Annotated in this window: 25 protein-coding genes; 6 read left to right on the top strand and 19 right to left on the bottom strand. The window is 35.5% G+C overall.

Annotation, left to right across the window (positions count from 1 at the left end):
* The first annotated feature begins 75 nt into the window (after window positions 1-75).
* The 3 genes from QM374_RS01280 (at window position 76) to QM374_RS01270 (ending at window position 3072) form a co-directional block, all read left to right on the top strand.
* A complete protein-coding gene (locus tag QM374_RS01280) occupies window positions 76-1446 on the top strand; it encodes a Rep family protein (protein WP_414310645.1) in 1371 nt (456 codons plus the stop codon).
* A 78-nt stretch (window positions 1447-1524) separates the two neighbouring features.
* Window positions 1525-1785: a helix-turn-helix transcriptional regulator gene (locus QM374_RS01275; protein ID WP_414310644.1), complete on the top strand. Its 261-nt coding sequence runs from the start codon at window positions 1525-1527 to the stop codon at window positions 1783-1785.
* 69 nt (window positions 1786-1854) lie between these two features.
* Entirely contained in the window at window positions 1855-3072 is a 1218-nt protein-coding gene (locus QM374_RS01270) for a tyrosine-type recombinase/integrase (RefSeq protein WP_414310643.1), read from the top strand.
* 821 nt (window positions 3073-3893) lie between these two features.
* On the opposite strand, the gene QM374_RS01265 is transcribed toward QM374_RS01270, so the two are convergent.
* The 11 genes from QM374_RS01265 to QM374_RS01215 form a co-directional block, all read right to left on the bottom strand.
* Window positions 3894-4409 (bottom strand): LytTR family DNA-binding domain-containing protein, encoded by a 516-nt coding sequence (locus QM374_RS01265; RefSeq protein ID WP_084947925.1) that lies wholly within the window; start codon window positions 4407-4409, stop codon window positions 3894-3896.
* A gap of 9 nt (window positions 4410-4418) precedes the next feature.
* Window positions 4419-5162, bottom strand: a complete 744-nt coding sequence (locus tag QM374_RS01260) for an ABC transporter permease (protein WP_084947923.1) — start codon at window positions 5160-5162, stop codon at window positions 4419-4421.
* A complete protein-coding gene (locus QM374_RS01255; protein WP_084948114.1) occupies window positions 5146-6015 on the bottom strand; it encodes an ABC transporter ATP-binding protein in 870 nt (289 codons plus the stop codon). The genes QM374_RS01260 and QM374_RS01255 overlap by 17 nt, the downstream gene beginning before the upstream one ends.
* 1 nt (window position 6016) lies before the next feature.
* The gene (locus QM374_RS01250) at window positions 6017-6862 is read right to left on the bottom strand and encodes a hypothetical protein (RefSeq protein WP_084948112.1); all 846 of its coding nucleotides are present in this window, start codon (window positions 6860-6862) and stop codon (window positions 6017-6019) included.
* A gap of 103 nt (window positions 6863-6965) precedes the next feature.
* Window positions 6966-7775: a SagB/ThcOx family dehydrogenase gene (locus QM374_RS01245; protein ID WP_084947920.1), complete on the bottom strand. Its 810-nt coding sequence runs from the start codon at window positions 7773-7775 to the stop codon at window positions 6966-6968.
* A 12-nt stretch (window positions 7776-7787) separates the two neighbouring features.
* Window positions 7788-9002 (bottom strand): YcaO-like family protein, encoded by a 1215-nt coding sequence (locus tag QM374_RS01240; RefSeq protein ID WP_084947917.1) that lies wholly within the window; start codon window positions 9000-9002, stop codon window positions 7788-7790.
* Window positions 8992-9864 carry a hypothetical protein gene (locus QM374_RS01235; protein WP_084947914.1) on the bottom strand — a complete coding sequence of 291 codons (873 nt, stop codon included), beginning with the start codon at window positions 9862-9864 and terminating at the stop codon, window positions 8992-8994. Before QM374_RS01235 ends, QM374_RS01240 begins: the two co-directional genes overlap by 11 nt.
* 736 nt (window positions 9865-10600) lie before the next feature.
* Complete coding sequence (locus tag QM374_RS01230; RefSeq protein WP_214614828.1) at window positions 10601-10795, bottom strand: hypothetical protein; 195 nt, start codon at window positions 10793-10795, stop codon at window positions 10601-10603.
* Window positions 10776-11108, bottom strand: coding sequence for a hypothetical protein (locus tag QM374_RS01225; RefSeq protein WP_214614827.1), 333 nt, complete (start codon window positions 11106-11108; stop codon window positions 10776-10778). Before QM374_RS01225 ends, QM374_RS01230 begins: the two co-directional genes overlap by 20 nt.
* Before the next feature lie 359 nt (window positions 11109-11467).
* The gene (locus QM374_RS01220) at window positions 11468-12307 is read right to left on the bottom strand and encodes a phage replisome organizer N-terminal domain-containing protein (protein WP_001014727.1); all 840 of its coding nucleotides are present in this window, start codon (window positions 12305-12307) and stop codon (window positions 11468-11470) included.
* Window positions 12308-12315: 8 nt separating this feature from the next.
* Complete coding sequence (locus tag QM374_RS01215) at window positions 12316-12597, bottom strand: hypothetical protein (RefSeq protein ID WP_000005472.1); 282 nt, start codon at window positions 12595-12597, stop codon at window positions 12316-12318.
* A gap of 147 nt (window positions 12598-12744) precedes the next feature.
* Here QM374_RS01215 and QM374_RS01210 point away from each other — a divergent pair, with 147 nt between their 5' ends.
* Together QM374_RS01210 and QM374_RS01205 are read left to right on the top strand one after the other, a co-directional pair.
* Window positions 12745-13263, top strand: a complete 519-nt coding sequence (locus tag QM374_RS01210) for a helix-turn-helix domain-containing protein (protein ID WP_000181350.1) — start codon at window positions 12745-12747, stop codon at window positions 13261-13263.
* 51 nt (window positions 13264-13314) lie between these two features.
* Window positions 13315-14469 carry a site-specific integrase gene (locus tag QM374_RS01205; RefSeq protein WP_084928801.1) on the top strand — a complete coding sequence of 385 codons (1155 nt, stop codon included), beginning with the start codon at window positions 13315-13317 and terminating at the stop codon, window positions 14467-14469.
* 132 nt (window positions 14470-14601) lie between these two features.
* On the opposite strand, the gene rpsI is transcribed toward QM374_RS01205, so the two are convergent.
* The 8 genes from rpsI to pbp2b all read right to left on the bottom strand — a co-directional run bounded on the left by rpsI (window position 14602) and on the right by pbp2b (window position 22350).
* Window positions 14602-14994, bottom strand: a complete 393-nt coding sequence (gene rpsI / locus QM374_RS01200; protein WP_000075973.1) for a 30S ribosomal protein S9 — start codon at window positions 14992-14994, stop codon at window positions 14602-14604.
* Window positions 14995-15012: 18 nt separating this feature from the next.
* A complete protein-coding gene (gene rplM / locus QM374_RS01195; protein ID WP_001044622.1) occupies window positions 15013-15459 on the bottom strand; it encodes a 50S ribosomal protein L13 in 447 nt (148 codons plus the stop codon).
* 159 nt (window positions 15460-15618) lie between these two features.
* Window positions 15619-16326 (bottom strand): TIGR02206 family membrane protein, encoded by a 708-nt coding sequence (locus QM374_RS01190; protein WP_371561464.1) that lies wholly within the window; start codon window positions 16324-16326, stop codon window positions 15619-15621.
* 120 nt (window positions 16327-16446) lie between these two features.
* Window positions 16447-17058: an NUDIX hydrolase gene (locus QM374_RS01185; RefSeq protein WP_371561461.1), complete on the bottom strand. Its 612-nt coding sequence runs from the start codon at window positions 17056-17058 to the stop codon at window positions 16447-16449.
* The gene (locus QM374_RS01180) at window positions 17045-18418 is read right to left on the bottom strand and encodes a UDP-N-acetylmuramoyl-tripeptide--D-alanyl-D-alanine ligase (protein WP_414310642.1); all 1374 of its coding nucleotides are present in this window, start codon (window positions 18416-18418) and stop codon (window positions 17045-17047) included. The genes QM374_RS01185 and QM374_RS01180 overlap by 14 nt, the downstream gene beginning before the upstream one ends.
* A gap of 53 nt (window positions 18419-18471) precedes the next feature.
* A complete protein-coding gene (locus QM374_RS01175) occupies window positions 18472-19515 on the bottom strand; it encodes a D-alanine--D-alanine ligase (RefSeq protein WP_414310641.1) in 1044 nt (347 codons plus the stop codon).
* A gap of 176 nt (window positions 19516-19691) precedes the next feature.
* Window positions 19692-20288, bottom strand: coding sequence for a recombination mediator RecR (gene recR, locus QM374_RS01170; protein ID WP_000966747.1), 597 nt, complete (start codon window positions 20286-20288; stop codon window positions 19692-19694).
* Window positions 20289-20298: 10 nt separating this feature from the next.
* The gene (gene pbp2b / locus QM374_RS01165) at window positions 20299-22350 is read right to left on the bottom strand and encodes a penicillin-binding protein PBP2B (RefSeq protein ID WP_414310640.1); all 2052 of its coding nucleotides are present in this window, start codon (window positions 22348-22350) and stop codon (window positions 20299-20301) included.
* A 174-nt stretch (window positions 22351-22524) separates the two neighbouring features.
* Between pbp2b and QM374_RS01160 the strand changes: the two genes are divergently transcribed.
* Complete coding sequence (locus QM374_RS01160; RefSeq protein WP_281335234.1) at window positions 22525-23370, top strand: MurR/RpiR family transcriptional regulator; 846 nt, start codon at window positions 22525-22527, stop codon at window positions 23368-23370.
* Window positions 23371-23377 lie beyond the last annotated feature (7 nt).

Below are 23377 nucleotides of genomic sequence, written 5' to 3'. Positions count from 1 at the left end.
AATATACCAAATTTCAAATCCTTGATTTATCAAAGGAATAGTTAGATGAATAATTAAAACAAGGAATTCTTAATAATGAACAAAAATAAAAAAGAAGCAAACCTAACTGCTATCATGCTAGTCCAACAACTGGAAGATGAACACTGGAAAACTTGGCAAGATAAAACAACTTTAAAGCAGGCTAGAGATGAAAGTAATATCCGCCCACTACTTGAGACAATCACTGATAAGCTAAATAAAGCTGATATTACTGTTAAAGAGGCTTACGGAATCAAACATGATAAAGACGAGATAAACATTTGGAATCAAGAATTGATGAAAAATGTAATCGAAAAGAAAGCTGAACATATCCATTTTCTCTTTAAGTTTGAAAAAGGAGCTTCACTAAACAGAATAGCTCTAGCTGTCGGAGTTGAACCCCAATATCTTGAAAAGCTAAAATCGGGTCGCTATGGCTATGATAATTGTCTTGCCTATCTAGTCCATGCCAAAGACGAGACCAAGTATCAATATCAGCCAGAGGAGGTTGCAACAGTCTTAGGAGAGGATTACAAAAGCATTTATCATCGTAGTATGGCAACGTGGGTCAAAGGACGAGCCACTAAGAAAGCTAAAGAAACTAATCTCAGCGTTGACTGGTTGGTTGAAAAAATACTAGCTGGAGGCATCACGAAAGAAAACATTATGCTGACAAGTGAATATTATGCTATCTACGGTAGACATAAGCAAAAAATAAATGAAGCCATTGAAACCGCTGGAGAGCAAAAAAGCTATCAGGCTGTATCCGAGATAAAAGAGGGGAAATTTAAAAAGACTATCTTCTTCATTTCTGCTCCAAGTGGTGCTGGAAAAACTAGATTTGCAAAAGAGTTGATAGATATACTTCAGAAGGTGGCTTTGAAATTTAATCAGCGATGGGATTGTAGTTTAACTGCTTCTACTAATGCCTTTGATGACTACAACGGGCAAGAGATTCTATTCCTAGACGATATGCGAGGTAGTAGCATGACTGCATCAGACTGGTTAAAACTCCTCGACCCGTATATGATAAGCCCCATATCTGCTCGGTATCGCAACAAGATAGGCTCTGCTAAAGTTATCATCATCACGAGTACAAAAAAACCTATTCCTTTTTTTGACACTGCTAAAGAAAATGATAACGAGGACTCTGGACAATTCGTTCGTAGAATAGATTATCTTGTAACAATAGATAAGTCTTATGACCTATCACAACCCCAACATTCGACATACCAGATTGATGACTTTATAGATACGTGGCAAAAGAGAAAATTCCATTCTTTTGAATTTGCCAAACCTAAATCATATACTAAAAATAAAACGATAGATATTTTGGTTAAGAAAGTCATCAAAAATATGCAATGGGAAAAACCAAAAAAGGTTATCAATGCCAGCGACCAAACTAACAATGATAACCCTCTCCTTTAACAACAAAAATAGCAATAGCTACTTCTATTATTGCTATTATCTCACACTATTACTAAATAATCAAGCGAGGTAAGCAAAGTGCAAGTTATTCTGCCAGATGAACAGATTCATCAAATTCAGCTTTTGATAGCTGACTTAATCAAACGAGAAGTTGAAAATCTACAAGATAATAGAAATATTGAAAGTCCATTTTTGAACAAACAACAAACCTGCGACTATCTAGGAATTTCCAACAATACACTTGATAGTTGGATTCAGAAAGGTTTCCCTGTCATTCGTATTGGTAAAACAGTTCGATTCGATAAAACCGAAATCAATCGCTGGTTACAAAATCAGTAGCATTCTAACCGTGGTTTGTTATAATAAAATCACGGTATTTTTCTAGCTCAATTCAAAAAGGAGAATACTATGTCAATTTCAAAAACTAAAAATGGAACTTATCGCTTACGAATCTACATTCCTGAGGAAGTTAAGTCTTCACTAGGTGTTGATAAGAAAGTGATTGAAAAACGGTTCAAAACAAGGAGTGAAGCAAAAAAATACGAACTAGAACTTCAAAACAAAATTGACAAAATTCTTAGTGGAGAATCAGCCTTACTAGAAAATAATTGTTCTATACTCTTTTCTGACTTCTATAAAAACGTTTGGTGGGAATTCTACAAAGCAGGTCAGACTACTTCTGCTACTAAACCACCTTCACAAGCTACTATTGACGGTACTGAGATTGTCTTCAGAAAACATATCCTACCTATATTGGGAAATTATTCCATAGACTTTCTCAACCAAAACAAACAAGTCGTCTTAAACCTATTGACCCAAAAAGCTGAAGAATATGCAAACTTTAAGGTCATTAGAAGCTATGTCAATTCTATCTTTGATTGGGCTGAAGAATTGGAATATATCGAGACGAACCGACTATCAAAAACAATAAGTCGTATCAAAGCCACTAAGAAAATCAAGTTGCAAGAATCTAAAAAAGATGAAGATTTATACCTATCTCAAGAAGAACTTCAAGCATGGTTTACAGCTTTTGAAAAAGATCTAGAGGCTGAAAAGATTCTTTTCAAGGATTATGTTTTGTTCTATACTACCTTCTTCCTAGGAGATAGAAAATCAGAGAGCTACGCTTTGCAGTGGAAGCATATCAATACAAGTGATCAGGAAATTCAGTTAGTACAAGCTTTAGATAAATATAAAAATCCAAAGTCTACCAAAGGGAATAAAAAGACAACTTTCCGAATTCCCATTGAATTGACTAACTTACTTAAAGAATGGAAAAAACAGCAAAAAGATGAACTAGCAAAATTTGGAATTATCCAATCCAATGAACAGTATGTCTTTACTTATATCGATATGAAGGGTAATGTTAATAGCCCTCTACACTCTGACTATCTTAATAATAAAATGAAATCTGTCAAACGTCGTCATCCTGAACTTAAGCATGCTACACCTCATAAATTACGACATACAGGGGCAACATTAGCAAAACAGGCTGGAACATCTATTGAAGCTATATCTGAGGCTCTAACTCATAGTGACACGATTACAACAAAGACTTATGTCAATACTTCGAATATCATTCCAATGGCTGTTGGAGAGATTGCTTATCGCAATCTTAAAAAGTAATGGTGTGAATTTGGTGTGAAAAATGGTGTGAATTTTGCTAAAAATCGTCAAAAAAACACCCCATGGTGTGAACCATGAAGTGTTGTAAATGCTGTATTGTAGCTGATTCTTAACGTTTTGAGAACTGGCTAGCTTTACGAGCTTTCTTAAGACCTGGTTTTTTCTACATCATGATATTTATGGTAAATCATCACTAAAATCAAGTAATTTTAAGAGATAAATCCTCAATTTTTACATATATCACCCTTTTAAAAATCGAGAGGTTATCAAAGGGTTATCACTTTTTAGTTTTCGGAGCTTATGTAATTGAGAAATCAGAATAACAATACTAATTATGGGAACCTCTAAAAACTCTAAAATGCGATAAGTTTTAACTCTAGAAACCTTACTAAATCAACATTCTTAGTTTTAGAGGTGCCCTTATAAAAATCAATTTGATAGACTAGATTTTTTGTCTCTTAACAATTTTTTAATTTTATCAACATAATATTTCCAATACAATAAACCAATAATTGTAATAGGTATTCCTAACAAAACAAAATGGATTGCTATAGTAAAACTCAAGCCAGTGACTAGCATATATGCTATTTCAACCATACTAGATACTAAAAATATGGTAAGTAATTGAATATAGACGTTTTTCTGAAATTTAATGGAGTATTTAAATAATAACTCTAAAGTAAATACTTCAGCATATCCGAATATTATGAATAGAATAATATTGACCCAAGATGTTAAACTTGAATTTATAAGAGTAAAATATAGATTATAGATTGCGCCAATGCAAAGCACGAGTAGAAGTTTTTTTAAGTATTTCACCACTAATCCTCCAAGTACTCTAAAAATTGTTTTTTATATTTTCGAGAAACCGTTAAGTTTTGACCATCTGTTAATTCAATGATAAATTTTCCATTCAGAGAAGGATAAATTTTTTCTACAACTAATATATTAACAATAAAAGATTTACTAATTCTCACATAGAATTTACTGAACTCTTCAATCTCATATAACTTATTTTTTAGACTCAAAGTGAGATTATCAGCATAAGCATATACCTTATCGCCAATACCTTCAAAATACAACACATCCTGATAGTTGCATTTTCCTAAAATATCTCCATAAATATCATCTTGTCTATAACCCACAACGGCATGTTCAGGATGTTGAATATTATCTTTGAAAAAGCTAACAATCTCTTCCTCACTAAAATTTTCAAAAAGAAATGTTACATTTTTCACCCCTGCTAAGCGCACGTGTAAAGAGACTGGTAAATCAATCCAATCAGACAACATTTTCTCTAATTGAGATATATTTCCAAAGTACTCGTTTATTTTCACAAAAACCTCCTAATGAGCCTGCTCCTTCCTCTGGAATAGGATATAGATTCCCAAGAAGCATATAATATAAATAAAGAGAATAGCTAAAGATCTAACATCAATATCTTTATTTTCCAACAATCGCCACCCCAGGCGAGCATAGTTATATGATGGCAAGAAAGTTGCAAGCTGAGAAAGAAATTTAGGCATAGCAGCCACTGGCATCCATAAACCACCCAAGAAAGAAAGTACTAAATACGTTATGGTTCCGATTGGTTGAGACAAACTATCTAATCTACCGATTAACAAGGCCATAATTAAAAATACAATGCTTCCGATATTTAGTGTAATTCCTATATTAATCATTTCAAGTACTCCTAAATTGATTCCCTTATAGAGGTATGCAACTACAAACATAAGAAACGTAAAAGCAACTGAAATCAACAAATATGAAAACACATGACTTATTACATAATAAGTAGAATTAACTGGAGATACCTTCAAATAAGTATACCATTTTTTTTTTCGTTCATCTGCAATTTTAGTACCAAGTAGATTGATTGCATTCCCCATAATACCAAAAGCAATCATAGAAATCAAACAATACTCTGACCACGGAACGCCGTTAACATTAGCATTCTCAGGAAAAATCGCTGTATATATAATATAAAAAATAACTGGCAAAGCAATAATAAATAATACATATTTGGTGTCCCTGAAAACCCTTTTTATATCTAGCCATATTAAAAAGAAAAGACTACTCACTTGGTTCATTTTCTAATACCTCCATAAAATATTGACGTAGATTACTTTGATTCTTTTTTATAATCGAAATAGGAATTTTTCCTACAGATACCACTTCATCTATCATTTGATACTTAAATTTTATTTCAGAATCAGTCTCTTCAAAACTAAACTTTGTTACTACTTCTAATTGTTCTTGAGTTATTTGACTCTTATCTATTGAATATGATGAGTTTTTTTCGATTCTATCCTGAACATCAGTCATTTTACTATCTGAAACTAGCAGCCCCTTTGACAAAATTAGTAATCTGTTACAGAATTCAGCAACTTCCTCCATATCATGACTAATTAAGATTATTGTCAAATCTTTACTGAACGAAAATGTGTTTAACGTCTCCCAAAATGCTTTTTTTGATACTACATCCATACCTACTGTTGGTTCATCCAATATCAATACTTTAGGATTATTAATAATCGCAGTAGCAAATTGAACTCGTCTTTGTTGTCCACCTGATAAAGAATCACAATATTTATTACTAACTGTTCTTAAGTTAACACTATCTAAAACACTTTCGACTGATTTAGAGTTTGTTGAAAAGCATTTCACCATATCTAGCCATTCGTATACCTTCATCTTCTCAGGCATAGAAATTTCCTGTAACATAACACCAACATCAGATTTAATCTCGAAATTCCTCTTAACCTCCCCAGAATCTTGAGAAAGTATACCTAAAATTATTTTTATTAAAGTGGACTTTCCTTCACCATTCAAACCTAAAAGTCCAATGATATCACCTCTATTCACAATCAAGTCAACACCTTTTAAAATTTGTTTATTCTTGAATGATTTAGTAATATTTGATATTTCAAAAACATTATTCACTTTAGCCACCACCCAGCATCAAAATTATTTTATTAATAAAACCTCTTTGAACAGAAGTACATTCAGGAACATTACTCTCAATAAATGTATCTGTCAAATATATTGCGCACAGGTCTTCCTTAAAGTCCTGTACTCCAGTATTCTGATTTTCATGATAATCATAAGCTCCATAGATAGAACCTAGTTCGTCAATAATATAGTCACAGCAATTTGGAACTGTTTTGTTTATTGAAATAACTATAAAAAACTCTACATATTCTCTATGATATTTACAAAAGCAAAATGCATAATAAATACCTGAATCCCTCAACTTCTTCAAACTTTTATTAATATGATTCGAAAAATTTTGTAAGAAATAAAAACTAGAAAAATTGGGAATATCTAAAAGTGCTAATTGTAGATATGAGTAGAAAAAATCAACATCATTATAATTAAGGACACCACTATTTGAACTGCTTTTTAACTTAGAAAAATCGACAAAATCTCTAGGCAAATCATTACTTTTTTTATTTTGATTAGAGATTGTCATACAACTCATTGAAGATAATACTTTAAAAAACCACTCCTTATAATTTTCAAACGTAACATTCTCTCCTCGTTTATGGTTTGTACAAATAATTTTGCTCAACAAATTACTGATGTTAGAGCTGATTAAAGCCTTCTCTTGTTCTATTTCTGACAAAGCAAAATAATATGACTCTTCTGAAAACCACAATTTAGAATCAATAATTTTAATAAGTTCTTGTAAGTCTATAAACGGATTAAAAATTTTAAACTTTATGAAGTCTTCTGTTGTCACTGCATCTACATCTTGGATATCTTTTTTTGAGATAAAACTCATAATCATATGTTCCATGATATGAAATCTATCCTTTTCAAAATTAGAACATACAATATATATCGTACTGTGAGAACTTTTGTCACCTCTTTTTATAGTATAGTAATTCATTTTATTGCCAACTCCCGTCTCTAGTAAGGAGTAAACAATTAACTAAACTCTCCTTAATCCCATCAATTCCTAGTAATTCTTCAACTTTATTATCATCAGTTCCACCAATGCATGTGCTAACTAGTTTGTATTTAGTAGCCACTAGGGAAATATTTTGTAACATCGCCCCTGCTTCTAATAGCAAATACCTATATGCTCTTGCATCGTATTTAAAAGTCATCCTACTAAAAATAGCAGTAGTAAATAGAACTAAAGAAGTATTCTCAAGATTTTGTAACATCATAATGTAGGAAGTGATATCAAAAACATCTTCCTCTTCGGAAATTAGTTCCAACGCATTAAAAGATGGACTATAGTGATATAATCCTTTTTTTATCTTTCCAACGTCTTGCATAATAACCCCATATAATTCAAGTGGAAATAACGCTCCTCCAGAAGGAACTACCCTTGTGTGTTTATAATTCAATCCATAACCCGACCAAAAAATATCCGAAATAATTTCTTCTGTCAGAATATAATTTGTAACAGGTTCTTTTACTTGTGAGCGTCTATTATACATACAATCCATCAATAGATCTTTTGTTCGATTCTGTAGTTGAACTTTTTCACTGAGGGGGTATTGCTTCTCTTTAATAGAGCTAGCCATTAAAAAATTTTTATTATTCAGCAAAGTTCTAGATTGGAACATATTCCTCATCAAGTACTGATTCCCATGTTTTGTATTCTGATGAAATAATTGCAGTAAATAGTCATCATCAGATAATTTACAAGCATGATAGTTACTAATCATCGTAAATTTAAAATCGTCCATCTTAACCTCCAATCACGGAAATGGATGAGGAACAGTTGGTTGAGGATTGCCCAGTTCTTTTTCTGTTCGTAATCCTAAATCAATCAGATTCTTATCAATCTCAGCCAAGCGATTAGCTTCTAAATATTTAATAAAATTCGGTTCAATATCTAACATACCTGGTATGACCGTTTTACCAACCAACCAATTGAATGAACTAAGCTCTTTAGAAGTCACATCTACAAAATAAGCTTCTTTGCCAATCCGTCTTACCGCATCCATAAAATATTCTGCAATCTCTTTATCATTTTCAACAATTAATTCATCCGGTAAAGAGAATCGTTCCCCATTATCTAAAAAAGTCAAATGTGTGGACATCCCATCTGATAGATACAATAATGAATGATCTTGATATTCGTTAATCAATGAATAATCCACAATATTTTCACGTTTGTGATCAAAAATCAATGCTGCATATCCGATGACACTCTGAGAAAGTTCTACTAATGTTTTCTTACAAGCTTCAATCCACGTCCGCCTTACACTAGCTCCAACTACACATCCACCATTAGAAAATTTTGCTACACCAAAAACTGCTGGTACATTCCAGTCTAACTCCATTTTATAAATAGAAAACTCAACATTTGGAGATTTTATATATTTATCAAAAAATACTTTTAATTCATAATTTTCATCAATATCTATTTTAGGACAAGAAAGTTGCCTACGCCATATGTATTGAAAAGCATCCCTTTCAAAAATCTCTGCAATCCCTTTCCACATACACTGTTCTAAACTTTCTCCACAGGCTGCACCAGTAGAAGTCGTAATCCACGAATTTCCTTTGCTTCTATACGCCAAATACACACAATCAATTGGTATTTGAACTTGAGTTGAATCAATAACATTGATAGCCTTTATCCAATCATAATTTTCTAATACATCATCAGCTCCTGCATTAAATACTGATGGTAATATTTTTCTATCTGATTCGCAAGTGACTATTTCTGCTCTAGGGTGTAGACAAGAATATCTCTCAATATATTCTCCAATTGCAGAATTTTCCGCTGACCGCTCAGTAATACCAGCTCCACTGGCATTAAAACCCGCTGTGAAATAATTTCCTCCAAAAGCCATCTTCACATGTACTCTAGGTAAACCTGCAAAAGTTGGTAAATTATAAATATTTTTTATTAGACCATATCTCTCATCTACAAATATCGATTTGTGAGCTTTTCTAATTACCATTTACATTCACCTCAAAAATCTGTTTATTTACCATTTCTCTTGGAAAACAACAACTACAATTTGGATGTTTTAACAAATTATGCTCTTCCCAAATTCCTTCTAACAATTGATAAGATAAAACTTTCTGAGAATTTTCAACCTCTACAGCATCTTTTCTATCACTTAAGATTTGTTTCAATACTTGTATTTCATAAAAAGAAATCCCTAAATTCAACATTAGTTCAGGAACAAACTCTTGGCTATCAATGTCATTCTTATCAAATTCGGTTAAAATATTTCCATAAAAATTATTATCAACTTCATGGAGACGCATACACTCAATACAAGAAGTATATTTCGGAATAGTATGTGGACCAATAATAAAACTGAATTGTGAAAACAATAAGCTATCAAATACCTTTCCTGTAAAATATAATTTTTTATTGTATTGTAAATACTGTTTTACATTACTATCCCTAGATAAAATCAAACCAAAATCAAAGTTTTCTGTAAATGTTTTTATCTCAATGGTATTATAAGTCGTATTATACTGTTCACAATAATATTTAACAAGATCCTGATCACCACATACACCAACAGTAAAATTACTAAATTTACCAGACCCATTTAACCCAACATTATTTAGTTGTTCTTCAATACTACAAACTACATTAAAGGCACCTATAGAATTCAAAAATTTTATTAAACTTCCCCTTAAAGGAATTAAACTATTATCAATATCTCCTGGAATTCTGTTTTGTAAACTTTTCCAACACAATTCAAATTCTTTCTGTGGAAAATCTTTCAATTCATAAATATTTGTTCCATCCTTGATATAAATTTTTCCCTCTGACGACATATAATAAGTGATATTTGTTCTCATACTCACAACTCCCTAATTTATGGATAAAAAGCACTATAGAATCCAATTGAAAAGCAATGAATCACTATAGTGCTTTATTGACAGGTTAATAAACTAACAACAACAGCAACATGGACAGCAGCATAATGTTATACTCCAGTTCATTTGGTCACTAGATAAGAAATCATCTGTATCTAGTTTTTTGACTTCAAAACCTTGTGTTTGAAATTCTGAAATTTCTAGTTGTTCCATAACTTTTTATCCTTTCCAAAACAAGAAAACAAGCCCATACATTAAACCAGATAGCAATCCATAAAGTGCAAATGTTTGTTTACTAGGTTTCATTTAAGTTTCCTCCTTGTTTAAAATTTGTCACACTTGACATCATTTAGTATAGCTCATTAATAAGTTTTGTGAGCTTTTTGCCTATAAGTTGCAAAAATCAGCCTATAAGATGCATAGGGGTTTGGGGATTCCCCAAAATTCAAATCACCTCAAAAGTACATACACTATGTGTATACAAACTTTGGAGGTGATTTTGGGAGTGTGTGTATACAGACTCTGAGCTCGCAAAGTCATAATATGAGAAATTTCTCCCCTTCGATAAAATAATCCAAAAAATCACTTTAGCTGTCATTTGTGTGTACAAATATTTTAAGAAGATATATAAAAACGCTGCAAAAATGTACTGCCCCCAAAAAAGTTAGATTTTTTCTGTCTAACTTCTTGGGGGCAGTTCAAAATTAACAGCGTTTCCTTATTTTAAAATCCTCATATATCTTTCTTTTTTATGGTTAGCATCATAGTATTCCAGCATCGCATGATATAAACGAGCCTTCGTTTTATCTTGTTGTTTAATTCCATGAAGAAATAATTCTGCTCGCTTTAATTTCAATATGTATTCGCATATCTGATCAAAATCCTTATCCATATTACTTTTGAAAATAAACATCTTTTTCCTCCATCACATCAACTATTTTTTGCATGAAAATAGACATATCCATTTTGTTTTCATAGCTTATTCTGCCCACTACAGTTGCAAGACGGGCTATAGAATTAATATTCTTTCCTACCTGTTCCAACTCTTCTGTTAGAGGAACTAAACCTTCAAAAGAAACTTTTTGGATATTCAAATCTGTTCGTATTAATTTTTTTCTAGCAAACTCAGAAAAATTATGAATATTTTCTTTCCTCATACAATCATTTAATTTTTTATTTTCTTCTTCCGTCAAAAACACCTGTTTCAACACCGATTTTATCCTCATAATCTTATCACCTCGTTTTCTTATTTAGTCGTTTTACAAGTTCTTTCACTTGTTTACTTGTCTTCTTTTCATATTCTATCATCAGCTCAACGCAGTAGTGAAATATCCTTACATTATCCAAATCCTCACTTTGTTCTGCTATTCTTTCTAACTGACGTAAGTTATTGATAATTCTTCTAACTTGAAATATAAAGTCATGATAAGATTCAAAATCAAATTGAAGATAAATAGGCGAGCTCTTAAATAACATTTTTCTGGCATAAGAGGAAAAACTTAGATGATTTGTCATTTCAATCAAGTTATTCACTATTTCATTTTGCTCCTCAGTGATGTAACATTTCTTTAGAACAGTCCTATATCTACTCATTTATCATATACTTCTTTCGGGCATTTTCATGGGCAATAGCTTTGCACTCCAGCATACGTTCCTGCTTTAAATTCTCCATAGACTTAAATAAATACGCCAAAGGAGACGTCGCATCCTCAGGAATCCGTTCAATCATGCTAATGACTTCATCACTAGTTACATACCCACTAGCCAAATACTCGCCTATCTTCATCTTCTGAGCATGTGTTAAAGTGTAATTGTTAGGATACAAAAATCTATCATTGTACTTATAAGAAATGGATTCTAACAAAGAATAATATTTGGGTGGAATATAAGTTTCAGGCTTTCTAGAACTATTATCCAGTATATTCTCAATCTCTTTCTTATTCTTACTCTTGTTCTTAATCTCTTGCGTTACATTATCATTTTCATCCGTTACTGTAACGTTACAGTCTAAAACGAGTTGTGGCTCGCCTGTAATTAGTGCTTTTTGTTTTTGTCTATGACGAGCAACACGTTCCCTAGTTTGTTTCCTAATCTTTTCTAGTCCATCTATATTCTGATGTTTCTCCCATTTTGGAATGGTAATAGCGCCATCTATTATTTCTATCATGCCAAATTCTTCAAACATACTGAGAGCTAATTTTACAGATGTAGCCTTTCGTCTAAACACTGTTGAAAGCATCTCTTCTGTGTAATAAACCTTGTTCCCTAGACTTAATATGCCACTATTATTTTGCTTTCCTGCAAGTACCAGAATTTTAAACCATATTACAATAAGAGTATCTCCTTCTGGCATTGATTCTATTAGCTGAATTTTTTCATCATCAAATATATCTGTTGTTATCTTGATCCACTGAACACCATTCATACGAGTACCTATCTTTCATATTGCTTCAACCATCGTGTTACTGCTCTTTTATCGTATAAAGTCACTCCATCAATCACCATGGTTGGCATTCCTTCTTTCGTCCATTTTTGGATTGTTGTCGTAGATACATCTAACCACCTAGACAAACCTGACATACGAACCATAGGTTTATAAAGTTCTTTATCTTCAAATACTCTTGCTACAGCATTTGAAATCATCTCATCATAGTGAGCACGTAATTGCTTCTCTAATTCTTTAGGAAGCTGGACAACTAAAGTAGTTTCCGACATAAATTCACACCTCATTTCTAAATTAAATAAGCTCCGAAACCATTTAATTTGTTATTCATTTTGAATTATATATCCTTTTTGAATTTTTGTCAAGCTTTTTTATTCAAAAAGAATAAAATGTGTTATAATGATAAAAAGGAGGTTCTTATGACGAATCATATTACTAAACTGATAGAAAATAGCGGAAAAAAATTGACAGAAATTAGCGAAGCTACAAATATAGCCTATCCTACACTTTCTGGATACAATCAAGGAATCCGCAAACCTAAAAAAGATAATGCTGAAAAATTGGCAAAATACTTTAATGTTTCCGTCGCTTACATTATGGGACTTGATAGCAACCCACACGCTCCATCAAATCTTAAAATTGTTACAGATAGTTTCAAAACATCTAAAATTGGTTCTGTGACACCTTTTAAAAGCGATATGGAGAAGTTAAAGAAGAGTATCGAATTTGGCGAAAGGGCATTAACACTACCACTTGATGATAGTTTTTCAGATGAATTTCGTCATATATTCTCAGAATACCTAGCTGAGAAAAACAAACGTTTTATGTCTGAGTTTATAGATTATATGAATCACCAAAATAAAGATTCTAAAGTTTGGCAGAGCTGGATTAAAACAGACGAATACGCTATCCGCCAAGAAGATAGAAAAAATAGATAGACACTCATTTCTCAATTACATAAGCTCCGAAAACTTAGATACGGAGAAAAAATGTCTATACACAAATACAAAACAAAAAAAGGAATCCTATACTATGTCAGCTTTTACATTGGCTTAGATGCTTATGGAAAGAAAAAAAGGCACTTAAAGAGAGGGTTCAAAACCAAAAAAGAGGCAAAATTGTACGAAGCTCGTTTAGAAGCTGGTGTCGTCGCCCCCACAGTAAATACCGACAAAGCTAACCCAAAATTCACTTATAAAGAACTTTATCAAGAATGGTTTAAGGCTTATGTTGGTACCGTTGAAGAAACAACTTCTTCCCAAACAAAGAATATCTATCGAATACATATTCTACCAGTATTTGGAGATAAATTTGTTGACCAAATCAGTTCTTTAGACTGTCAAAATTTTATTACACAAAAATCTCAGACTTTCAAAAATATCAAGCAGATAAAATCCTATACCTCAAAAATTTTTGATTTTGCAATCAACATAAACTACATTGATCGAAATCCAATGAAGAATGTTATCATGCCTAAAATCAAAAAAACTAGATCAGATAATTTTTGGTCTCTGGAGGAATTACATCATTTCCTTGATATAGTGAAAGAAACTGAGCCATTTAAACATTTTGCTTTATTTAGACTGCTTGCATTTAGTGGACTACGAAAAGGGGAGTTATACGCTTTAAAATGGGCTGATATTAACTTTAACAGCAATCTATTGAACATAGATAAAAGTCTAGGAAGAATTGACGGTAAAGCGATTGAAAAGAGCACAAAGAATGAATCTTCAGTTCGAACAATCTATCTTGATGATGAGACAATCGATATTATTAAGCAATGGAGAAATTTCTATCTGAAAGAACAATCTCAGTTTCCTCTAACAAAGCTGAATATTAGTAACGAATATATGTTCTCTTACATATCAAGTAATGACAAAATTGAACCTTTGCATGCTGATTACATTAATAACGTACTGAATCGAATTATTAAAAAGCATAAATTAAAACCAATTAGCCCACATGGGTTTAGACATACACATGCAACACTTATGTCTGAAATTGGAATCGATCCTTCTAATACATCAAAACGTCTCGGTCATGCAAGCAGTCAGGTGACATTAGATGTCTATACTCACACCACAAAAACTGTGGAGAAAAACTCTATTGACAAATTTGCAGATTATCTCAATAAAGCAAAATAGAATTATGATTTTTAAAATTTTGAAGAGGTTATCAGAAGGTTATCACAAAGCTATTCTAGCTCAAAATTCGACAAAAAAGCACTTTGCAAAATCTTTGCAAAGTGCTTTGAAACGTTGATATAATCGTATTGATTAACGTTTACTAAATTGTGATGCTTTACGAGCTTTCTTAAGACCTGGTTTCTTACGTTCAACTTTACGTGAGTCACGTGTAAGAAGTCCTGCGCGTTTCAATGAATCGCGGAAGTCTGGGTCTACTTGAAGAAGGGCACGAGCGATACCGTGACGGATAGCTCCTGATTGACCAGCGTATCCACCACCTACAACGTTAACGAAAACGTCGTATGAACCTACAGTTGAAGTGACTGCGAATGGTTGGTTGATTACAAGACGAAGGTCAGCGTGTGGGATGTACTCTTCAACATCTTTTTTGTTAACAGTGATTTTACCAGTTCCTGGAACAAGGCGAACGCGTGCAACAGCGTTTTTACGACGTCCAGTACCTGCATATTGTGCTTGTGACATACTTTATTGTTCCTTTCCTTAGATAAGTCCTGAAATATCAAGAACTTCTGGTTGTTGTGCAGCGTGAGTGTGCTCAGCTCCAACGAATACTTTCAATTTCATACCTTGAGCGCGGCCAAGAGTATTGTGTGGAAGCATACCTTTAACTGATTTCTCGATCAAACGAACTGCATTTTTAGAACGAAGTTCACCAGCAGAGATTGATTTCAATCCACCTGGGTGGTTTGAGTGAGTGTAGTAGATCTTATCAGATGCTTTTTTACCAGTCAATTTAACTTTTTCAGCATTGATAACGATTACGAAGTCACCTGTATCAGTGTGTGGTGTGAATGTTGGTTTATTTTTTCCGCGAAGTACGCTAGCAACAACTGCTGAAAGGCGTCCAAGAGGTACATCAGTTGCGTCAACAACGTACCATTTGCGTTCTACTTGGCCTGGTTTAGCCATGAATGTAGTTTTGTTCATGATTTCTCCTATATGAATATCGTTTTTGTTTACAGGGCGGATGTTCCGGTCCGCGGGGTATTTGAAAGGTTCCGGGGCCTTACAAATGGGGTAAACAATACCGTCTACTATTGTATCAAAATTCTCAGATAAAAGTCAAGAGATTGGGAAAATATTTTTTTATTTCTGCCAGATTCTCAACCTTTTTTCTCCCTGTTCCTGAAGGATTGTCTGAAAAATTTTAGAGACTAAGTAAATGGCGCAAGTCAAGAATAGCGTTACCACTAGATAATTGATCAGACGACCGTGGTCTCCAACCAATGGTGGTCTTGTCAAAAATCCATAATCTCCACCTGTTACTAAATTAACCACGAAAATCAAGGCATTGAGCGAAGATGTGATGATTAGGGTTCGTTTGAAGTCCAATAAGCTAGCATCGTAATCCTTCAAGAGATAAATCAAGGAATTTCCAAAGAGGGCTAAATGTCCGAAAATAAAGGACAGAATAGCGATGTGGGGGAAGGGATAGGGATCTGGCACTGGATAAACAAAGGCTGCCAATGTCCCAAAGGTTCCAAGCACAGCAAAGTACTGTTTGACTCTAGAGACACCCGGGGTCAAAAGCACTACAAACATAGCCAAACGGCAATGATAAAGGGGTAGACTTTCAGTTAGAGGCATCTGATTTACTAAATACCATCCGTAGAGCAGGATTAGCTGTACCGCCTGTAAAATCTGGAAAAATCGCTGACAGGCCTTTTTCTCACCATAACGATAGGCAAGAAACACAGTCAATGCTAATAAGGTAAATAGACTTCCATACCAAAGAAGGTCAAACTGGGGTGGCTCCGTCGGCTGCGTACTAAATAAAGCTTCCCAAAAATTCATGTAACTTTCCTCATTTTCATATAAGCCAATCTCTTACTGATTTTTATAGAGCCTAGCTTACATTTATTTCTTATAATTTTGTGTAAAAGAAACTGTCGATCTTAATATAAAACAAAGCTTCTAATCGACATATTGTTCCCGCTCACCCTGATAGACCTGCCATAGAATTTCCATTTGTTCTTGGGTTATTCGTTTTTCAGATAGGGGTGGGAGATTCTTGATATCAAAAAATTCAAGTTCTGCAATTTCTTGATTTTCTTGAAATTGTCCATCCAATAACTGACAGTCAAAGACGAACTTGGCATACTGTTTGTTCTGAAGTTGAAAGCGATTGGTATCAAAAACCGCTAATAAAGAGCCTACTTCTGCCGAAAAGCCTGTTTCTTCCTGAACTTCTTTTCGGATATTTTCCTTGGGAGAATATCCTACCTCGCCAAAACCACCAGGTAATGCCCAAGTATCCTCTCCTTGCCCTCTAACCAGGCAAACCTTCTGATTTTGAACAATCCATGCCCTTACATCCATCAAGGGAGTTGCATAGCTACCTGTTGGTTTTAAAATTGCAGTCAATTCCTCTTGATCAAGCTCTGTTTGATCCTGCAAGACACTCCATAAAATCTGACGTAAATCCTCATAACGTTCACGGTCATAAGGATCCTTTGTATAGGTCAAACCAGTATCAGTGATGGCCAACATTCTCTGAATAGCTTTGGCGAAATCAGTTGTGCTCATTTTCTAGACTTTCTACTAGCTTGGCTAGATTCATAGAATTCGAACCTTTAAGCAAAATCTGGTCATGTGCTCCAAGACTCTCCTTAACCTGCTTGACCATGGCTTCAAACTGGTCTTCTTCAACTGTTTTCTTGAAGTAGTAAACATGACCGATTGGGAACATTTGACTGGCTAATTGAGCCAATTCAGCGATATCTTCACCGTAGAAAATAACGGTATCAAGGACATCGGGTGTAATGCTCAAAATCATCTGATTATGAAGTTGAACAGACTGGTCTCCAAGTTCTTTCATGTCCGCCAGAACTGCGAGTTTCTTGCCACCTTCATTGGCTGGGATGGCTGAGAAAGTCTCCAAAATCAACTTCATAGCTGTTGGATTTGCATTGTAGACATCTGATAGGATATCCGCACCGTTGGCTGCTTTTTTCCACTCGGTACGATTGCGGGTCAATTCTAGATTTTGGAAGGCTTGACCAATCTGCTCTTCAGATACTCCTTCTTGCAGGGCAACATAAGATGCAATCATAGCATTAGTCGCATTGTACTTACCTGTTACTGGCAAGTCAAGAGCCTGCTCTAAGAAATTGGCCTTGAAGGTTAAGCTATCCTTACGCTCTATTAAGTCTGTAATTTCTAGTTCTGCACCTGGACCAAAACGAACTACTTTTTGATCAGCAGGTAGATAATCCTCTACAATGGGATCAGCCGGTGCCAAAAGTAAGGAACCCTTTTCCATTCCATCAGCGATTTGTAATTTCCCTTTTGCAATTTCAGAACGGTCCTTAAAGAAAGCCAAATGAGCTTCTCCAACCAAGGTCACAATTGCTGCTTTTGGATGAGCCAATTCAGACAAAAGATGGATATCTCCTAGGTGATCCTGCCCCATTTCCAAAACCAGCTTTTCGGTATCATCTGGCATATGGAGAACCGTGTAGGGAAGGCCAATCTCATTATTGTAGTTCCCTTGTGTTTTGTAGGTTTTGTAGCTTGTTGAAAGCAAATGGGCTAACATATCCTTGGTCGTAGTCTTCCCATTTGAACCTGTGACAGCAAAGACATCGACACCAGTCTTTTGAAGGTAATAGGCCGCAAGAGCTTGAAAGGCTGTTAAGACATCCTCTACCAAAAGATAAGGATGGTTTGCTACTTCCTTTTCTGATAAGGTTAGAGCTGCGCCATTTTCAAAAGCTGTCTCGATAAAGTCATGACCATCACGCGCCCCCTTAAGTGGCAGAAATAAATCCCCAACTCCAATCAAACGACTATCAAACTCAGCTTTGACTAGTGGGCTATCCACATAGCTAGTCACATCATTTTTTGCACCGACGACACGCGCAACTTCGTGAATCGTAAGTTTCATATTTACTCCTTTAAAAAGGGGCAGGGAGTTTTGCCCCGCCCTTATAGCTGTCTTTACAATAGGTGTGCTTCACGCTTATTAAAGCTTTCTTTAGCAAGGTCAACCAAATGCTCGATTAGTTCTGGATAGCTAATCCCCATATTGTCCCAAAGCAAGGGATACATAGACCATTGGGTAAACCCTGGCATGGTGTTGAGCTCATTTAGGAAAACTTCTCCCTTATCTGTATAGAAGAAATCGCAACGTGATAAGCCAAGTCCACCAATAGCACGGAAGGCAGTTTCTGCATTTTTACGCATGACTGCTACCACATCATCGCTAATCTTAGCTGAGATATCCATAGTAATCTTGTTATCGATATATTTGGCTTCATAGTCATAGAAGGCTACGTCTTTGACAACTTCACCAGGTAGCGTGCTCTTAACATCATAGTTCCCTAAGAGACCAACTTCGATTTCACGTGCATTGACTCCTTGTTCTACCAAGACACGACTATCGTACTTGAAGGCAAGCTCTAAAGCTTGATGGAGTTCTTCTTTAGTTTCAGACTTAGAAATCCCTACACTAGAACCCATATTGGATGGTTTAGTAAAGACTGGATAGGTTAATTTTTCTTCAACTTCAGCAATCTTAGAAGCCAAGTCATCCCCTTCAACAATCGCTACGTAAGGAACTTGGGCAATCCCAGCAGACTCCAAAACGCGCTTAGTTGTGATTTTATCCATGGCAAGACTTGAAGATAGGATGTTACAACCGATATAAGGCATTTTCAAAACTTCTAAGAAACCTTGAACGGAACCATCTTCCCCCATAGGTCCATGAAGAACTGGAAAAACAACCGCTCCTTCTTCGTAGATAGCACTTGGAGCAATTTTCTTGTCCCAATCAATCGTTTCATTGGTCATGAGACGTTCATCTTGTCCAGGAGTCTGGGCAAATTCTTGGGTTTTGATGAAATCACCGGACTGGCTGATAAAGAAGGTTTTGACTGCAAAACGATCATAGTTGACCGCACGCATGACACTCTCAGCTGACAAGACAGACACTTCACGTTCTGCACTGCGTCCACCATATAATAGAATAATTGTTTGTTTCATATGATTTGTTCCAATTCTAATAGAATACTCGTCCTTTAGTATATCACATTTGTCCTTTTTTTTAAACTTGTACAGCAAAAAACAAGAAAAGAGACCAAATCAAAATGAGATTCAGTCTCTTTATACTTTTAAATGATTATCTGCTAGTTCATTGCATCTATCCTTAACCTTACAGACTAGAGTTCGGTACGATTTTCAATAGCTCTTAGGAGCGTTACTTCATCTGCGTATTCGATATCAGCTCCGACTGCTAGACCTCGTGCTAGACGAGTAACCTTGATCCCTGCAGGTTTGAGCAATCGAGAGATATACATAGAAGTCGCCTCACCATCAGCAGTTGCATTGGTGGCTACAATGACCTCTGAAACCTCGCTATCCATGAGACGTGTCATGAGACTTTTGAGATTGATATCGTCAGGGCTAATCCCATTCATTGGTGAAATGAGGCCGTGCAAGACATGGTATAGTCCGTGGTATTCTTGGATATTTTCCATAGCAGCGACATCGCGACTATCCTCCAGAACCAGAATCGTTGACTGATCTCGACTAGGATCGGTACAGATGGAACAAGGATCATCATCCGTTAAACGTCCGCAGATCGAACAATAGGTCAATTCTCGCTTAGCTGCAAGGAGATTTTTGGCAAATTCATTGACGTCATCATCCGACATCCCAATGGTATAAAAGGCCAGTCGGGTTGCTGTCTTAATCCCGATACCCGGAAGTTTAGAATAGCTGTCAATCAACTTAGCAATAGGTGTTGGGTAAAGCATGGCTTCCTTTCTAGTTCATTGGATGGTGTTGGTTGTATAGATTGATAATATCTCGGGCAATCGAAGGTCCGACACCGTTGGTTAGGTTGGTATTATGTGGGAAGACAACTGCAACTGCAATCTGAGGATTATTAGATGGTGCATAAGCGACCGCATTAGTATTCGTTGCCTTTTGCCCCCCCGCTACATAACTTTCGGCTGTACCAGTTTTTCCGCTGATAGAGACTGTTGCTCCATTTGAAAAGGCACGTCCTGTCGTAAGGGCACTAGTCCCGTGCGACACCTGGTAAAATCCTTGTTGTAGGATGGACATATCAGATTCGGAAATATTAATTTTATTCATTTCGGTGCTAGTTGTTTGCTGAATCAAATTTCCTAGACCTCCCTGCTCATTATTATCATAGATTCCTTCTACGAGACGAGGAGCTAAGCGAACACCATTATTGGCAATGGTCGCAACATACTGAGCCAACTGCATCGGTGTGTAGTTATCGAACTGTCCAAAGGCATTATTTAGATAGTTGGCCAAATCAAATTGTTTAGGAACAAATCCAAGCGATTCCTCTGGCAAATCAATTCCAGTAGCAACACCCAGACCGTACTCACCAAAAGTAGAACGCAATTTGCCCATAGCAGACTCTAGTTGGTTAGTTTTGACTGTCATATTCGGCTGATAGGTTTGACCCATCATTCCAAGCGCCGTTTGTACCATATAGGTATTTGACGAGTACTCTAATGCTTCAACGGCTGTGATTGGGAAAGAACCAGACAAGTACCATGAATTGATTGGTGCAGAACCTTGAAAGACGATTGGTTGATCTGTTAAAGTTTGATTGCCTGATAAAACACCAGTTTCCCAACCTGAACTGATAGTTGCAGCCTTAACAACAGAACCTGGAACAAATACATTGGTCACTGTACCTAGTGAGTCTGGAGTCAATTCACCAGATTCCAGATTGTGCTTGATCCCTGACATGGCTAGAACAGCTCCTGTCTTAGGATTGAGGGCAACCGCATAGACACCTTCAGAGTATTTTGCTCCACCGTTAGCAAGTTCAGAATTAAAATAGCTTTTCAGGAGATTATCCACACCATCCTGAAAGGCCAAATCAATGGTCAGTTTGATGTTTTTACCCTTGCTACCTTCCTCAATATTTTCTACACTCTCCATATCTCCATGTTTGTCGAGATGGATTTCTTTAACAGTACGTTTACCTTGTAGGACTTCCTCATATTGTTTCTCAAGGTAAGAGGTTCCAACACGGTCATTGAGGGAATAACCTTTTTTAAGATAGGCATCTACTTCCTCAGCTGGAAGGCCTGATTTTTCACTTGAAACACTTCCTACGATAGAGGCCAGAGAGGTTTCAAGAACCTTGCGATCCCACGAAGTCGAGATGCTAATCCCAGGTAACTCTTTCGATGCAGAGGCAATTTGAGCGACCTGAGTATCGCTTAAGGGATCCGTTTGGATATTGCCTGTTGCAAAATTCCCAACTGCATTGAGCTGACTAAAGATGTAGATTACCTTTTTTTCATCCTCTGTATAATTAGTTTGGCTAGAGGCAACACTCTCAACAGCATTGTTATAAAGATCCGATTCAGAAAGTTGATTACCATCTGAGTCAAAACGCTTATCTTTTGGAAGAGCCTCTACCGTTTTTTTATAGACAGCTGGGTCCGCTAGATAATAATCAGCCATCTGACGTTCTGTCAAATTTGGAGAGGAAACTGTTACATACGTTAAAAGTTTAGTAGAAATATCCTTTAAATCTGTAGCCGTCATCTTATTACTTCGTGTGAAAGCCACGACTTGTTTGACGGTATTTTCTACCAAGGGTTTTCCAGCCGCATCATAGATTTCTCCACGAGCAGAACCCGTTGTTATCCTAGTTTGGCTAGCAGACGCTAACTTGGCTTCATAGAAATCCTTATTTACGAATTGCATATAGAGCAAGCGACCAATGATGGTCATGAAGAGCAAAATAACGATTGCAAACAATAAATTAAGCCGAGTCGGTATCGAATGGCTATTAAATTTTCTCATACAAAGCAGTCTCATTTCTAATCAAAATCTTACTCTTCATTGTACCATAATTTAAAGAGAAAATTATGGAAAAAGAAAAGACTTTTCCTTTTTATCCAAAAAACAAAGCAACTGTGGTATAATTAAAGTAAGCGCTATTTTATAGATTTCATTGATAAAAATTTTAACCAATAACTACAAGGGAGGCCCATGAACAAGCAAGATATCTCTACGATTATTGATCTTCACTTTGAAGAAATGACCGATTTAGAGCAAGAGATTGCCCGCTATTTTTTGCAGGCAGATACCATTCACGATGACTTGTCTTCTCAGCAGGTCACACAAAAGCTTCATATTTCTCAGGCGGCTCTCACTCGTTTTGCCAAAAAATGTGGCTTTACGGGCTATCGGGAATTTATTTTCAAATACCAACAACAAAAAGATACCCTTTCCGTCCCACAACAGGATATGAATCCTTTGACCCAAAGAGTCTTGAGGAGCTATACAAACATCCGAGAAATGACACAAGAATTGATTGATGATGACCAACTGGAGCGCATTGCCCAAATGATTGATCAATCAGAACGCGTCTATTTTTTTGGGACTGGCAGTTCTGGCCTCGTTGCGCGTGAGATGAAATTGCGTTTCATGAGACTTGGAGTCGTTTGTGAGGCTTTGACAGATCCAGATGGTTTCGCCTGGACAACCAGTATCATCGATGAAAAATGTTTGGTTTTTGGCTTTTCCCTTTCAGGAACAACTCCATCCATCATTGACAGTTTACTAGACGCTCAAGATATGGGGGCTAAAACTGTTCTTTTTACTAGTACGCCTAGCAAGGAAACTCAGGAGTTTACAGAAACTGTACTGGTAGCAAGCCAGAGTCAGGCTTCCTATATCCAACGCATTTCTGCCCAACTTCCTATGTTGATCTTAATTGATCTACTCTATGCTTATTTCCTAGAAATTGATCGTGAAAGTAAAGAAAAAATCTTTAACAGTTATTGGGAAAATAAAAAACTAAATGGCTATCGTAGAAATAGAAGGTCTAGATAATCCTTCA

This window comes from Streptococcus infantis (assembly GCF_047465525.1).
In the GTDB taxonomy this organism is placed as follows: Bacteria; Bacillota; Bacilli; order Lactobacillales; family Streptococcaceae; genus Streptococcus; species Streptococcus infantis_R.
This window is presented reverse-complemented; position numbering and strand designations above follow the sequence as displayed.

What these genes read in the sequence shown, in the direction of transcription:
- QM374_RS01280 (WP_414310645.1), top strand. Translation starts at nt 76, where the DNA reads ATGAACAAAAATAAAAAAGAAGCAAACCTAACTGCTATCATGCTAGTC.
- QM374_RS01270 (WP_414310643.1), top strand. Translation starts at nt 1,855, where the DNA reads ATGTCAATTTCAAAAACTAAAAATGGAACTTATCGCTTACGAATCTAC.
- QM374_RS01260 (WP_084947923.1), bottom strand. Translation starts at nt 5,162, where the DNA reads ATGAACCAAGTGAGTAGTCTTTTCTTTTTAATATGGCTAGATATAAAA.
- QM374_RS01250 (WP_084948112.1), bottom strand. Translation starts at nt 6,862, where the DNA reads ATGATTATGAGTTTTATCTCAAAAAAAGATATCCAAGATGTAGATGCA.
- QM374_RS01245 (WP_084947920.1), bottom strand. Translation starts at nt 7,775, where the DNA reads ATGGACGATTTTAAATTTACGATGATTAGTAACTATCATGCTTGTAAA.
- QM374_RS01240 (WP_084947917.1), bottom strand. Translation starts at nt 9,002, where the DNA reads ATGGTAATTAGAAAAGCTCACAAATCGATATTTGTAGATGAGAGATAT.
- QM374_RS01235 (WP_084947914.1), bottom strand. Translation starts at nt 9,864, where the DNA reads ATGAGAACAAATATCACTTATTATATGTCGTCAGAGGGAAAAATTTAT.
- QM374_RS01230 (WP_214614828.1), bottom strand. Translation starts at nt 10,795, where the DNA reads ATGTTTATTTTCAAAAGTAATATGGATAAGGATTTTGATCAGATATGC.
- QM374_RS01225 (WP_214614827.1), bottom strand. Translation starts at nt 11,108, where the DNA reads ATGAGGATAAAATCGGTGTTGAAACAGGTGTTTTTGACGGAAGAAGAA.
- QM374_RS01220 (WP_001014727.1), bottom strand. Translation starts at nt 12,307, where the DNA reads ATGAATGGTGTTCAGTGGATCAAGATAACAACAGATATATTTGATGAT.
- QM374_RS01215 (WP_000005472.1), bottom strand. Translation starts at nt 12,597, where the DNA reads ATGTCGGAAACTACTTTAGTTGTCCAGCTTCCTAAAGAATTAGAGAAG.
- QM374_RS01210 (WP_000181350.1), top strand. Translation starts at nt 12,745, where the DNA reads ATGACGAATCATATTACTAAACTGATAGAAAATAGCGGAAAAAAATTG.
- QM374_RS01205 (WP_084928801.1), top strand. Translation starts at nt 13,315, where the DNA reads ATGTCTATACACAAATACAAAACAAAAAAAGGAATCCTATACTATGTC.
- rpsI (WP_000075973.1), bottom strand. Translation starts at nt 14,994, where the DNA reads ATGTCACAAGCACAATATGCAGGTACTGGACGTCGTAAAAACGCTGTT.
- rplM (WP_001044622.1), bottom strand. Translation starts at nt 15,459, where the DNA reads ATGAACAAAACTACATTCATGGCTAAACCAGGCCAAGTAGAACGCAAA.
- QM374_RS01190 (WP_371561464.1), bottom strand. Translation starts at nt 16,326, where the DNA reads ATGAATTTTTGGGAAGCTTTATTTAGTACGCAGCCGACGGAGCCACCC.
- QM374_RS01185 (WP_371561461.1), bottom strand. Translation starts at nt 17,058, where the DNA reads ATGAGCACAACTGATTTCGCCAAAGCTATTCAGAGAATGTTGGCCATC.
- QM374_RS01180 (WP_414310642.1), bottom strand. Translation starts at nt 18,418, where the DNA reads ATGAAACTTACGATTCACGAAGTTGCGCGTGTCGTCGGTGCAAAAAAT.
- QM374_RS01175 (WP_414310641.1), bottom strand. Translation starts at nt 19,515, where the DNA reads ATGAAACAAACAATTATTCTATTATATGGTGGACGCAGTGCAGAACGT.
- recR (WP_000966747.1), bottom strand. Translation starts at nt 20,288, where the DNA reads ATGCTTTACCCAACACCTATTGCTAAGTTGATTGACAGCTATTCTAAA.
- pbp2b (WP_414310640.1), bottom strand. Translation starts at nt 22,350, where the DNA reads ATGAGACTGCTTTGTATGAGAAAATTTAATAGCCATTCGATACCGACT.
- QM374_RS01160 (WP_281335234.1), top strand. Translation starts at nt 22,525, where the DNA reads ATGAACAAGCAAGATATCTCTACGATTATTGATCTTCACTTTGAAGAA.